Here is a 13,126-nt window from a genome sequence, read left to right as displayed (position 1 = left end):
TTAATTGCTTTCTATGACCCAAGTCCCTCCGAATAAAGCGGCATCTTTTCCATTCCCGCTCTGGTCCTTTAGGATACTAAATAACGGGTTTGCCGAGTCGTTCCCCCCATTCAACGTTGGTTCGGTTAAATTGTAGGCAGCCACAAGATGTCCTTGAAGAAAAATTTGGATACGATAAACCTTGCCCTTCATGGCAGGGTTATTTTTATAATCCGAAAAAATGTTGATATCATCTGCAGCATTTGATTTTAATCCCAATGATAATGATATGGTTATTTTTTGATACATGACCTCACTGAATTTAAATGAGCTCTTTCCATTAACAAGGATCGTTTCCCATACATTGCTGTACTGTACATTTCCATTGCCGTTAATAGCGAGGTAAGCGGCAGACAGGCCAGGTCTGGCATCTAAATAGTAATACCAAATATTTTTTGGAGATTGAAAAGCTTGGCAAGTCAGTTCAATTTTATCAAAAGGCAAACTCGGCAATTTAATGTAATCGGTTACTCCATTCATCTGCAATGCATAGATGCCATTCGTTCTTACAATAATGTTAACTCCATTGGATTCATACCCTGAAGAGCTTCTTGCTTTAATAGTATACCTATATTCAGTTGACGGTGCAGCTTGCTTAATCTGATAGCTTATAGGCTGCAGTTTGGATAAGGTCGCTGGAACGGTATCCACAAATAATTCATTTCGATAGATCGCATATTCTTTAACATTGGGAGATACACTTTCTTCCCAGTTTAATATAAAGCTAGTTTGTTCTAGATCGGTAATATGAACATTTTCAACTTCTGCAGGAATTGCATCATCCAGCAGTTCAACAGGCTCTTCCTCTAAAGCTCCTGCCCATTCCTCAAACATAATGGCGTTCTCTAGATTTTTCATTTCAAACGGTACCCATTTTCCATCTTGATAAGCCAGTACATTTTTATTCTGTGGCGGTTTTGTTGTAAAATCCACATCCGTGCTTTGACTTATGGAAAATTTCATATCATTATTATCAACACTTGGCAATAGAGCCCAATATTTTGGATCAGAGAGTGGTATCCCAACATTATCAACTAGGCAAAGATAGGCAGAATTATGTTCATCCGATACTACATTTCCTTTACTGTACTTAGCATTGGGGTCAAACAAGCCCTGATAATCCTTCATTTCAGCTGCCAAATATATGAACATTGACAAACACCCTCCCGCTATAAAGCCATATCCTTCCTTAAACTATTATATTTAATAAGCGGTTGATACGCTTGTTCATATGCCCTATGATGATTAAAGGAATAATTTGTATCATGAATAGAAAAGGATGGTGCAGAATGAAAGCAGCATTTATATCGGATATACATGGCAATGCTGTTGCCTTGGAAGAGGTGCTTCGGGACATTGAACAAAGAGCAGTCGATAAAATATTTGTACTGGGCGATATCTGTTACCGGGGTCCAGAACCGAAGCGGGCGTTGGAGTTAATTCAGTCTTTACAAACGGAAGTAATCAAAGGAAATGCTGACGAATGGGTTGTGCGCGGCGTGCAGCAAGGGGAAGTCCCTGATCATCTGCTAGACTTGATGAACAAAGAGAGAGAGTGGACCGTTTCCAAGCTCGACCATACGGATATGGACTACTTAGAACAGTTACCTACTGCCATACATTATAAACATGATGATGTAAGCTTGACCGCATTCCATGCGGTTCCTGACAATTTATTCAAAGTCATACTGCCTAATGCCGATGACGAAGTTTTAGACACAGAAATCGTAAAGAAAGCCAATGCAGACATTTATGTATACGCTCATATCCATAAACCATATATCCGATATGCTAACGAAAAAATTATTATGAATATTGGCAGTGTCGGGCTGCCGTTTGATGGTATGCGCATGGCCTCCTACGGAATCGTAACAATTGAGCAAAATCGGATAAGCACCTCTATTGAACGTGTCGCTTATGATACCGAGAAAGTAATAAGCTTATACCACTCGGTTAATTATCCAAATATGAATATGACAAACGTTATTAAAAATGCCAAGGTTTAATCCCTAATCAGCCCTTAATAGATTAGGTAGTAAATCATATAGTTTACTACCTAATCACCCTTCCACTCCTAGCTGTAATGACTTCATTATTTTTCTATAAACCTTCCCGATTGGCGCTTTGATTAATTGCTTTTCATACTCATTCATACTCAAAAACCAAGCCACTAGGAAATAAACGATCGAGAATAGCAAGCATTCAAACAATAACTGCCCCCAGCTTGATACTAGTAAATACTTTTTGGTAAAAACCGCAAACAAAATACTGCCTGATAAAGGCAAGCTCATTTTCATAATATTTATCCAAAATTTTTTGATCTCGATCTTTAATTTCTGTTGGTAATAAATATTCATAATGATTACATTTCCAATAATAAAAGCGATTGCCGTTGCAATAGCGCAACCTACCGCACCCCAATACTGGACAAATATAATGCTTAAAATAACATTTGCTACTGCTATGCAAAAATACAAAATGGTTTTGAACTTTTGCAAGTTTTTAGCTTGCAAAATAACCCCCCCCATACTTTGGATAAGAGAAATCAAAGAAGGCACGAGTATAATCAAGGCAATAAGATAGGAAGTATTATAATCGGAACCAACCCAAAGGTGGATGAAAGGCTGACCAAATACGATAAACCCGCTCATAGCAAAAGATAGTATGATAAATTGGACACGCCCAACCTTTATAAACAAATCAGAAAGCTCTTTGTCGGGCACTTCACGTGTAACCATGCCCGTTACCTTCGTTAAAAACACATTTGAAATAGCTGAAGAAAAACCTATAAAATAACCGCTAAAAGCAGTGCCTATAGAATAAATTGAAACCGCGATCGATCCGCTGTATATGCCTAAAATGATTTGGTCCGTAGACCAATAGATTCTTTCTATAATTAGATTCAGAAAAATAAAAGATGAAAATACGATAATTTCACGAAGCAATCCTTTAGGGATACGGCCAAATACTATTTTTATCTTGAGCACTTTAAAGCAATAGAACATGTTGAAAATAATGGATAGCATGCTGACTGCTGTCGTTACTACAGCCATAGCGATTGAACCATAACCCATGATTAATAAAGGAAGTACAATTAGCGGGCTAATGATGGAGCTAATGATTACGATAACCTTTTGAATGACGAATTTCTCTAGTGCTAGAATGATAACACTGAAAATGCCAAAGCCTATTCCTATTGCAATATTGATAACCATAATCGCCATTAAATACTTTAATGTTGTTAATTCCTCTATACTAAGCGATCTGGAAAATATTTGTTCTGCATTTAAAGTAAGAATTGTTCCCGATATTAATGCTATACTCCCTAACAATCCATACATGATGAAAAACATGCCATATAATCGGGAGCATTGCTGTTCATCATTTAGCGCTTTGTATTTTGCTGTATACCTAATGACCGCATTGCCTAAGCCAAAATTCAAAATTCCGACATAACTTGCAGCCGAGGTAGCTAAACTGTAAATGCCATACTCACTCTGACCCAACAATTTCAACATGATCGGCGTATACACAATGGATATGGCGCTGCTTATAAATAAAGCAAGATAAGACAATATGGCTCCAGCCTTCAATTGATTCCTCATATATATATCCTTTTTTAAAATATTATTTTATGAGCAATACCCGAAGTTGCGGTTCTCTTTGCATCATTTGCTAAATTTTTAATGTAATTACTTCTCAAAGCTGGATTATCTAGCAATTGTTTCACCGCAATATATATTTCATACTCATTGATCGCAACGATTGAGCCTGTGCTGCCATCTGTAATTTGTTCCCTTGCACCGTTAAAATCAGTAGTAACAATCGGCTTATTCAAACATCTCGCTTCATTAAGAGTGATGCAATAGCCCTCATGCCTGGAAGGCTGTACATATAAGTCACACTGAGCTAAATAAGGATACGGATTCGGGTTTGAGCCTAATAAGATAAAATGCTCCTGTAGGTCAAACTCTGCAATAAGCTTTTCAAGCTCCTTTCTGGAGCTGCCTTCGCCTACGCAATACCATTTTACTTTGTAACCATCTTGTATTAACCTGTCCAATGCCCTAATAGCGAGATCTTGACCTTTTTCAATCGATAATCTGCCTATCGTTAAAATTCTAATTCCTTCAAATGGATCAGAAAAGCCTCTTCCCTCTCGGGACTGATTCATTACGCTTTGAGCGGATACCAGATTATAGAAAACCGCTGTTTTTTCTTCTAAATGTGGAAGTGCATGAACGAGATTGTTTCTGGCTTGTTTGGAAACGGCATAAATTTTATCGAAATAGGGATACATCTTAGATGCAAATGTACAGTTAAAGCCTATTTTAGTAATATCAAAATGAACCCATTGCAGCTTGTTGGCAGCTTTAATTTTCTTCAACACAAAATAACTAATAAAATCCATTGGACCGGCATAAGCAACTGCGATATCATATGTTTTTGCTGTTTGTGGGTAATCTTTTAGTATAGTTTGATATAAAAATGTCCTGTCTTGCAGCAACTTACTTCCTATATACAACGAACTGGCTTTAATAAACTTACCTAGCTCCCATTTTTTTAGTGACCTCAAAGCTACATGTAGCAACGGCTTATTAATCAACTCTTTCATACCCGGATAATCAATAACATACTCGATCGTTACATGCCGGGGAATCTGATTCATAAACCCCCCGTACTCTTCCAACATAAGCAAAGTAATGTTGTAGTTCTCAGGCGGCAGCTGTTCCAGCATATTAAGCAATGCCTTTTCCGTACCGCCAACATTCATGTTGATTATCATGAAAAGCAGCTGTTTTTTTCTCATTACCTATACTCACTTTCCATTATCCAATTAATTCATAAAACTTTTCCAGTTCCTCGATGTTACCTTTTTTCTCAAGCTGCAAATAATTTACAATACTTTCTCTCAAAGCTTTATCCTTTATTATTTTCATAATTCCGTCGCACACCGCTACACCATTCATATCTACAACGAGCCCGTTCTTTCCATCCACCATTTGATTGAATACGGCATCGAATCTAGTTGTCACTACGGGTACGTTTAACATGCGAGCTTCTGCTAATGCAAGCCCAAATCCTTCAAATCGGGATGTTTGCACATAAATATCCGAATGCTTGATATACGGATAAGGATTAGATTTTACACCTAGTAGAATCAAGTGCTCTGTGAGCTTATATTCCTTAATATATTGTTCTATTTCTTCTTGCAAAGGGCCTTTTCCAAGTACATACCATCTGAATTTTACACCCATCTCTTTTAATTTTCTGCAGGCTGCCAGTGTAATGTCATATCCCTTTTGGTGGTTTAATCTGCCTATTGTCAATATTCGGATCCCGTCATAGTCATCGTTAAAGCCCTCGCCCATGTCTGCCATTTGAGATATTAATTGTGGATTATTAATATCGTAAATAACGTTTATTTTGTTTGCATATTGAGGGAATGTTTCAATGAAAATTTCTTTAGTTGAATCTGAAACAGCGACAATGCCGTTATATTGATCATAAAACCTCTTTTGAAATTTTTGCTCTTTCTCGTCTATCCTATAAGTCACATTTACCCATGCAAACTTTTTATCCGCTGCAATTTTGTCCGCTACATAGAAGGTTGGCACACCTTGAGCATAACTGATTGCGATATCATAATGCTTTGGATTGCTTTCAATAACGTGAGAGACAGATTGCCAAAAAATTCTTGCTTTTTGTGGATGGCTGTATTTTTTCATCCTTATACCTATCGAATATCTACCTCTGGATTGAATCCACTTGAAATTAAACTTCTTTATTGAATACGATATTGCTTCTTTAATACTTAAGGTGGAAAACTTAATGTAATTTAAAGGCGGTAAAATATGCACCTCTTTAGGCACAAGCTGTTCAAGCTTCCCGCCGTGTCCAAACAGCATCAAATCAACGGAATATTCAGAAAAGTCAAGCAAGGACAGTAAAGTAACTAAACTCTTCTCTGCACCTGCGACATCCAAAGAGTCTATAACAAATAATAGATTTTTTTTCATATAAACCATTTAACCTCACTTTGTCGGCTGCATTTTATCGTTGTTCTATGTTGTTATTTTTTGCTTTACCATAGTAGACGAAACACCTTGTGTGTAAGGAAAATATATAATCTCAACACCGACCATATCAAACTTTTTCTCCATTTCAACGAATAGAGGATCTCCTTTCCAGTCATCCCCTACAAACATAACGTCAAACTTTAAATACTCCCAGGCCAGAAACTTGTCACGGCTCGTTTGTTGAACGACTTTATCCACATATTTAAGTGATTGTACGATAGACATCCTGTCCGATTGAGGAATAACAGGCCATTTGTTTTTATACTTCATAACCAGCTCATCTGTGCTGACACCTACAATTAAAAAATCACATTGTTGTTTCGCATTTTTTATTATATTAAGATGTCCTACATGAAATAAGTCAAATACACCTGTTGTGTAACCAATTTTATACGGCTTCATTCATTTGCCTCCTCTCATTTTCGAAACAAACTTCATCAATCCGCTTGATCAAGCTTTCACATGCTTTGCCTTCCTCGAAGGTTCCTATGCGAGCTAAAAATTGCTTTAAATTTCTTTCGTATTCTTCCCTATCGAAATTTTCAACCTTATTTAATAAATCATTATTGCTAAACGCACTAATATAAGGTAATTCCCACAATTCAAAATATAGTTTCCTTTCTGTGCTGGAGTATTCTTCTACATCAGGGACATACAAAAAGCATGGCCGCTGTGTAAATGAATAATCAAACATTAAAGAGGAATAATCGGAAATTAAAACATCCGCAACGCTTAACAATTGCTGAATATCATCATAAGAAGTAACGTTTATTACGTCATTACTAAATGGCAGCTCTTTAGCTTTAGATAGGAGATGAGGATGGAGTCTAACAAGAACAATCCACTCTCCGCCAAATTTATTTTTCAGAGAAGCTAATAATTGTGAATAGTTAATATCATATACGTCTAAATTATTATTTTTTCTAAAAGTCGGAGCATACAGCACAATGTTATGGTCAATAGGTAGATGCAGGGCAGATAAAACTTGCTCTCGCATAGCCGGATTTTTATGAAAAAGGATATCATTTCTTGGAGTGCCAATTTCCAATATTTCGCCATCGTACCAGAATGATCTTTGAAATATCTCTGTGCTTAATTTACAGCCGGATAATAATAAATCGCATTTAAGAGAATCCTGTTTAGCCATTTGCACATAATGTTCAGGCAAGCTATGCTCCGCATCCTTTTCGATATGCTTTAACCGTAATGAACTATGCCAGGTTTGGATGTAATATTGTTTTTTTCTTTTTATGAACATTTCAGTCGTCCTGTAATTCGTAATAATTACTTTCGCAGTACATAAATGGTAAAAGTAAGTGAATGACATCACCTTCACCTTTTTAATGCCAGTGAGATTCCGCTTTGACTCCAGATCATTAAAGGCCCAGACGATATCGAACTTATTATCAGGAAAATTGGCTACTATGTATTCTGAAATATATTTTGGATTATCCCCGTATTGACTCCCATAATAACTAAATAAAAATATTTTATTATTTTTAATAGGGAGAACATTTAATATATGAATGATAGTTAAAATGAAACGTTTCTTGAAACTCGCCATCAGGTTCTTCATATCTATCCCCTTACTTATTTAAAGATCCAATCGCTTAAGCCCATTCGGCAATGGCAAGATTCTCATCTTAATCGATAACCTTCGAGCCAACAGGTATGCGATATTGAAATAAGGATGTACGTAAAATAACAACAATTGATTTTTCAAATGTCTGTCTGCTTGAACGGACCGATTAAAATGATTAAAGTACCTCTTAATATATTTCTGTATTTTTTTTCGATAAAAACGGTTGCCGCCATTCTTCCTGTTTGCCAGCAGAAGCGTATAATGGGTAAGATTGGCTTTAAGAAGTGATTTGTACGATTCACTCGTTAATTCTGAATAATACATTTCAATAAATAAATGCCTTTCTTTTAATCCGCGGATCATATCCAAATTTTTGGGACTGTAGGAAGCGACGATACTATCGTTTCTCTGATAGTAATATAGCAAAGGCAGATGTATGATAACGTATGTATTAACCCGATGCATCACATGATGTGCCCAGAATACATCCTCGAATAAAACACCTTTTCTAAATGGAATATCTTTAATCAGACTGGTTTGATAAAGCTTGCCCCAAGCGAAGTTTTTTATTTTTTCGTTAATTACGAGTTCGTACATTAGCTGTTTATTATTTAGAACTACCGGATCATCTTTATCTGAAAAGTAACGAGTATCCAATTGTAAATAATCATCATAGGCGTAATAAAATGCTGATTGAACAACTTCTGCTTTGTAATGGATACTTTTATCCACCAATTCTTCAATCATTGTTTTTTCTAACCAATCATCGCTGTCAACGAACATTGTATAGTCACCAGTTACAACCTGCATGCCGGCATTTCTAGCATCAGATAATCCGCCATTATGCTTATGAATCACTCTTACCCGGTTATCTTTCAGAGCATAACTGTCTGCAATGTCCCCGCATTGATCGGGGGATCCGTCATTCACTAGAATAATCTCTAAATGAGTGTAGGTTTGGTTAAGTATACTATCTACACAGCGGCGCAAATATAGCTCTACTTTATAGATAGGTACGACTACACTTACCACTGGATGCATATCATTACCGCCTAACTAATCAATTTGTACAGCTTTTTAAGCTCTATGCTATTTTCATAGCTTTTTATGCTGCAATTGCTGGATAGCTTCATTCTATAGCTCGAATCAAGGTAAAGCTGTTCGATGCCATCTGCAATGCCTTCTGCAGATAACTCCGCTATATGACCATCAATACCATGCTCCACCTGGCTTCCGGCGGTCGTATAATTAGTAATGACGACAGGCTTAGCCAGTATTTGAGCCTCTACAACGGTGACCGCTTTTCCTTCGTAACGCGATGGCTGCACATACAAATCTGCCCGATTTATGAAAGGATAAGGATTAAGCTGCTTGCCCAGCAAAATGAACTCATTGTCCAACTCATTCTCCTGGACCAGCTTCCGGATATCTGCTTCATCACCACCGTACCCGACCACATACCAAGCAAGCTGATCATAGCCCCTTGATTTGAGTATTTTTAAAGCTTTTACAGCTTGATCAATGCCTTTAGCATGTGAAAGTCGAGCAACAGTAACGATTTTGAAGCGTGTGTCATGACAAATTTGGCTCTCAATTGGTTCCTTAGCTCTTTCAATGACAAAGCTTTCGGAGGTGATATTTTCAATTACACTAACCTTTGATTCGAGTGAAGGATACTTATGAATAAACGATTCCTTGCAATGCTCCGATACAGCAATAATCGTATTGAATTTATCCCACATCGCAACATCCAGCTTTTCATCTGTTTCTGCCATAGAATAATCGGTATGAATCCACGCGATTTTGGTTTTGGCTTTCACTTTATTTGCTACGAAATAATGCGGCCACAAATAGCTGATCGCTACATCGTATCTTTGCTCCATAGCAGGCAGGAATGGGATGGCGTATCTCCACATATACTGCATCTGCTTATAGCCGGGTTCCGCTTTAGCACTCCATAACGCTTTATATTTAGCCAATAATCTCGTGCATCCGACAAGCCATTGTCCTTGCTTCATTATCTGTCCGATAGGCAAACGAAAGGTTTTATAAGCAAGAGATTCATCCAGTAATTGAGGGCCTTCGGGCAGCATGGGCAAGAAATCCCCAGTATGGCTGTAAAGCATAAGATCAACCTTATAGTTTTCATAATCAAAAGCTTCCAGCATACTAAGCAAGCTTCGCTCTACTCCGCCAACTTCCATATCAAATGAAGATATCAGCACCTTATTCATAACGACCTCCACTTAAAAAAGTAATGATATTTATTTCCCTACATATCCAATGATGATCTTTCTCTATGCTTACGCACAGCCCACAAAACTGGACGTAATGGAAAATAGAGAAAATGTATGGGCTTAGGCAAGCGGAGTGTTTGTGCATCCTCAGGATAGGGATATAGGAAGCTGGCAATAAATAATCCTTTTTGCTTTGCTGTAAGTAATGAAAATAAATACTTTTTATGATAGCTGCTTACTTCTGCCGTAAGCGGCTCTGAGTGCAAATTGATCATCCTTTGAATATAAAACATCGTATCCTGCACAAGCCATTCCCCTTTTCGCGAGTGGAGAAGCGGCTTCATCCCTTCTTGCAATGGGATTGAAAATAGGCGAACACATAAAAAAACGGCTAAACTCCCTAAATGCAAATACTGATGTTTTTTTAGCAATGCGGTTAATTTTACCCAGTCTATCGGCTGGCTTATGAGCTTTTTAATATCAAGCAGCCAGCGCAGCCTTGACCACCCATGCCTTGCTCCATGTGTAACTAGAAATAGAAACAGATCTTCTCTGCCCAAATAATAAATGGGACGGTTTATCAATGAGCTTTTTCGCTTACGCTCCCACAATTGAATGAAATGCGGTTCCTTGGACGGAAATGGATTTAGTCGCCAATGAATCTCGACTTTAATTTTCTTCTCAGGATGAATAAATGTGACATGGTGATGTCTCCACTTCCAATCATTAAGAATCGTATCGATGTACTCATCCTTAACATAGCCAAGACCTTCTAGCAGTTGCTCTGCTTTAGGAAGATCGTTAAGCGGCACAAGCAGGTCTAAGTCGCTGGAGGTTCTTAATGAAACATCGCCATACAAATCCGCTGCAATAATGGGACCTTTTAAAAACAGAGTACGAATGGCATTTTCTGAAAACAACTTGGCAATTTGCTCCATTTCTCCGCTTAGTGACAGCATGAGCAAAGTATTGCGGTAAAAATCTCGTTGAAACATTTGCAGAACGAAAGGTGGAATATTAGCATCTTTCATTTTTTGAATTTCCTTATTAATATAAGGAAATACACGATGATGTCGAGCCAGCTCAATCACATGGTTCCAATTAACCACTTCGAGCAGCTCATTAAATTCCATAGCTAAGTCATCTACGCTATTATCATCAAGCATAGCTAACAGCAGCTTCAATTCATTAGACAAGTCTTCCTTGGACATTTGAATCTGTGTACTCATGAATATCTCCTTCATGTCTGCAAATTATCTTATAATTCTTATATAGAACAAAATATTTAATTTCGTTCTATATAAAGAACACCTCTACAGAATATCACCGCATAACTAGATTGTCAAACTATTTACATGATTTATGAAGATCATCAAGCAGATTGAACATCCTCGCGAACGGAAGCGACTAAGCCTTCCTTTAAGCAATCAATCACTCTTTCTTGATCATGAACCGACATATTCGAGCCTGAAGGCAGGCATAGACCAGAAGCAAACAGCTCTTCACATACCGAGCGTCCCGGCTCATGTGAATAGTAGGCTGCTCCTTCATATACAGGTTGCAGATGAAGCGGCTTCCATAATGGGCGCGCTTCAATATTGGCATCTGCTAATCGCTCTAAAAGCTGAAGATGAGTAATACCCGTTATTTCTTTATCCACTAGCATAGTGCTTAACCAGCGGTTGGAGCAGCTTCCTTCCGGCTCCGATAAAAAGCTTACCCCCTCTATCCCTGCTAAACTTTGTTCATAATGTTCGTAGATTGCCCTACGTGCCAGGATACGCTGGTCAATCACTTCCATTTGAGCTCTGCCAATGCCTGCAAGTACATTGCTCATCCGATAATTGTATCCTGTACAGCTGTGCTGATAGTGAAGTGCAACATCCCTTGCTTGAGTAGCCAAATATTTCGCTTGATGGATCAGCTTCTCGTCATCAGAAACCAGCATACCGCCACCTGAAGTCGTAATGATTTTGTTGCCATTGAAAGAAAAGATACCTAACTTTCCGAAGCTGCCGCTTTGTTTCCCATTATAGGTAGAACCTAGCGACTCCGCTGCATCCTCTATAACGGGTACGTCGTATCTATTGCAGATGGACATAATCTCTGTCATTTTGGCCATTAGACCGTATAGATGCACGATAATGACTGCCTTTGGCAAGCGATTCGCCTTTTTAGCATCCTCCAGCGCTCTCTCCAAAGCTTGAGGAGACATATTCCACGTATCCGGCTCTGAATCTATAAATACAGTACTCGCGCCTATGTATCGAACGGGATTTGCACTGGCGATAAATGTAAAGCTCGGGCAAAATACAACGTCATCTCTTTGGACATTAAGAAGAAGCAGAGCCAAATGAATGGCCGCCGTGCCAGAACTGACGGCTGCAGCACTTTTAATCCCTGTGTAAGTTGCAACCTTTTCTTCGAAAGCATCGATATTCGGCCCAAGCGGCGCAACCCAGTTTGTCTCAAACGCTTGATTGATATAGTGCTGCTCGTTGCCGCTCATATGTGGTGAAGACAAATATATTCTTTTCGGTTTATCCGTTAGCATATATTACACCTCTATCCTTCTAAATTAGTCGTTTTCCCTTGAAATACAGGCATCGTTGCATGATTATCATTGGATATGCCTTTGGATTTGGCTACAACCCCAATCGTCATCCATAATATTTTGAGATCGAGTCTAAAACATTGATGCTGCGCATACCATGCGTCCCTCTCGAGCCTCTCCTCCCACGTCATCGCATTGCGGCCATGAACCTGCGCCCATCCTGTAATGCCAGGCTTAACCAAATGGCGTTTAGCTTGCTCTTCTGTGTACAGCGGCAAATATTCCATTAATAAAGGCCGCGGACCGACCAAGCTTAACTCTCCCTTTAGCACATTAAAAAGCTGGGGTAATTCATCCAGGCTTAACTTCCTGAGAAAACGTCCAACTCCAGTTAATCGAATATAATCAGGCAGCAATTGTCCTTCGTCGTCCGTTGCGTTAGTCATCGTTCTGAATTTTAAAATTTCAAAAGGTTTACCATGCAAGCCAGGGCGAACCTGCCTAAACAAAATAGGCGCACCAAAATGGATGCGCACAATTAAAGCAGTACCTAGTATGACCGGCCAAAGCATAAGCAGCAGCAAGCCGGCAACGATATAATCCATGCTTTTCTTTACCATTTATAACTCCCCTA

12 protein-coding genes are annotated in these 13,126 nt (G+C 38.4%); 1 reads left to right on the top strand and 11 read right to left on the bottom strand.

Annotation, left to right across the window (positions count from 1 at the left end):
- Positions 1-1,191, bottom strand: coding sequence for a fibronectin type III domain-containing protein (locus ACRRU2_RS04310; protein WP_432500069.1), 1,191 nt, complete (start codon positions 1,189-1,191; stop codon positions 1-3).
- A gap of 137 nt (positions 1,192-1,328) precedes the next feature.
- On the opposite strand from ACRRU2_RS04310, the gene ACRRU2_RS04305 reads away from it, so the two are divergent.
- On the top strand, positions 1,329-2,045 hold the full coding sequence (locus ACRRU2_RS04305) for a metallophosphoesterase family protein (protein WP_432500068.1): 717 nt from the start codon (positions 1,329-1,331) through the stop codon (positions 2,043-2,045).
- 54 nt (positions 2,046-2,099) lie between these two features.
- Here ACRRU2_RS04305 and ACRRU2_RS04300 read toward each other — a convergent pair whose 3' ends face one another.
- The 10 genes from ACRRU2_RS04300 to ACRRU2_RS04255 all read right to left on the bottom strand — a co-directional run bounded on the left by ACRRU2_RS04300 (position 2,100) and on the right by ACRRU2_RS04255 (position 13,112).
- A complete protein-coding gene (locus ACRRU2_RS04300; protein ID WP_432500067.1) occupies positions 2,100-3,644 on the bottom strand; it encodes an oligosaccharide flippase family protein in 1,545 nt (514 codons plus the stop codon).
- Positions 3,645-3,658: 14 nt separating this feature from the next.
- Positions 3,659-4,849, bottom strand: a complete 1,191-nt coding sequence (locus ACRRU2_RS04295; protein ID WP_432500066.1) for a glycosyltransferase — start codon at positions 4,847-4,849, stop codon at positions 3,659-3,661.
- A 19-nt stretch (positions 4,850-4,868) separates the two neighbouring features.
- A complete protein-coding gene (locus tag ACRRU2_RS04290; RefSeq protein WP_432500065.1) occupies positions 4,869-5,912 on the bottom strand; it encodes a glycosyltransferase in 1,044 nt (347 codons plus the stop codon).
- 192 nt (positions 5,913-6,104) lie between these two features.
- Positions 6,105-6,521: an adenylyltransferase/cytidyltransferase family protein gene (locus ACRRU2_RS04285; RefSeq protein ID WP_331699427.1), complete on the bottom strand. Its 417-nt coding sequence runs from the start codon at positions 6,519-6,521 to the stop codon at positions 6,105-6,107.
- Positions 6,508-7,695: a CDP-glycerol glycerophosphotransferase family protein gene (locus tag ACRRU2_RS04280; protein WP_432500064.1), complete on the bottom strand. Its 1,188-nt coding sequence runs from the start codon at positions 7,693-7,695 to the stop codon at positions 6,508-6,510. Before ACRRU2_RS04280 ends, ACRRU2_RS04285 begins: the two co-directional genes overlap by 14 nt.
- An 18-nt stretch (positions 7,696-7,713) precedes the next feature.
- Positions 7,714-8,742 (bottom strand): glycosyltransferase family 2 protein, encoded by a 1,029-nt coding sequence (locus ACRRU2_RS04275; protein WP_432500063.1) that lies wholly within the window; start codon positions 8,740-8,742, stop codon positions 7,714-7,716.
- A gap of 11 nt (positions 8,743-8,753) precedes the next feature.
- Positions 8,754-9,935: a glycosyltransferase gene (locus ACRRU2_RS04270; RefSeq protein WP_331699430.1), complete on the bottom strand. Its 1,182-nt coding sequence runs from the start codon at positions 9,933-9,935 to the stop codon at positions 8,754-8,756.
- Between the two features lie 38 nt (positions 9,936-9,973).
- Positions 9,974-11,167: a nucleotidyltransferase domain-containing protein gene (locus tag ACRRU2_RS04265; protein WP_331699431.1), complete on the bottom strand. Its 1,194-nt coding sequence runs from the start codon at positions 11,165-11,167 to the stop codon at positions 9,974-9,976.
- 143 nt (positions 11,168-11,310) lie between these two features.
- Entirely contained in the window at positions 11,311-12,492 is a 1,182-nt protein-coding gene (locus tag ACRRU2_RS04260) for an aminotransferase class I/II-fold pyridoxal phosphate-dependent enzyme (protein WP_432500062.1), read from the bottom strand.
- Positions 12,493-12,503: 11 nt separating this feature from the next.
- Complete coding sequence (locus ACRRU2_RS04255) at positions 12,504-13,112, bottom strand: sugar transferase (protein ID WP_432500060.1); 609 nt, start codon at positions 13,110-13,112, stop codon at positions 12,504-12,506.
- Positions 13,113-13,126: the final 14 nt, after the last annotated feature.

The organism is Paenibacillus sp. GXUN7292, from assembly GCF_050864975.1.
Taxonomy (GTDB): Bacteria; Bacillota; Bacilli; order Paenibacillales; family Paenibacillaceae; genus Pristimantibacillus.
This window is presented reverse-complemented; position numbering and strand designations above follow the sequence as displayed.

What these genes read in the sequence shown, in the direction of transcription:
- ACRRU2_RS04265 (WP_331699431.1), bottom strand. Translation starts at nt 11,167, where the DNA reads ATGAGTACACAGATTCAAATGTCCAAGGAAGACTTGTCTAATGAATTG.
- ACRRU2_RS04295 (WP_432500066.1), bottom strand. Translation starts at nt 4,849, where the DNA reads ATGAGAAAAAAACAGCTGCTTTTCATGATAATCAACATGAATGTTGGC.
- ACRRU2_RS04310 (WP_432500069.1), bottom strand. Translation starts at nt 1,191, where the DNA reads ATGTTCATATATTTGGCAGCTGAAATGAAGGATTATCAGGGCTTGTTT.
- ACRRU2_RS04260 (WP_432500062.1), bottom strand. Translation starts at nt 12,492, where the DNA reads ATGCTAACGGATAAACCGAAAAGAATATATTTGTCTTCACCACATATG.
- ACRRU2_RS04275 (WP_432500063.1), bottom strand. Translation starts at nt 8,742, where the DNA reads ATGCATCCAGTGGTAAGTGTAGTCGTACCTATCTATAAAGTAGAGCTA.
- ACRRU2_RS04270 (WP_331699430.1), bottom strand. Translation starts at nt 9,935, where the DNA reads ATGAATAAGGTGCTGATATCTTCATTTGATATGGAAGTTGGCGGAGTA.
- ACRRU2_RS04285 (WP_331699427.1), bottom strand. Translation starts at nt 6,521, where the DNA reads ATGAAGCCGTATAAAATTGGTTACACAACAGGTGTATTTGACTTATTT.
- ACRRU2_RS04280 (WP_432500064.1), bottom strand. Translation starts at nt 7,695, where the DNA reads ATGAAGAACCTGATGGCGAGTTTCAAGAAACGTTTCATTTTAACTATC.
- ACRRU2_RS04300 (WP_432500067.1), bottom strand. Translation starts at nt 3,644, where the DNA reads ATGAGGAATCAATTGAAGGCTGGAGCCATATTGTCTTATCTTGCTTTA.
- ACRRU2_RS04255 (WP_432500060.1), bottom strand. Translation starts at nt 13,112, where the DNA reads ATGGTAAAGAAAAGCATGGATTATATCGTTGCCGGCTTGCTGCTGCTT.
- ACRRU2_RS04305 (WP_432500068.1), top strand. Translation starts at nt 1,329, where the DNA reads ATGAAAGCAGCATTTATATCGGATATACATGGCAATGCTGTTGCCTTG.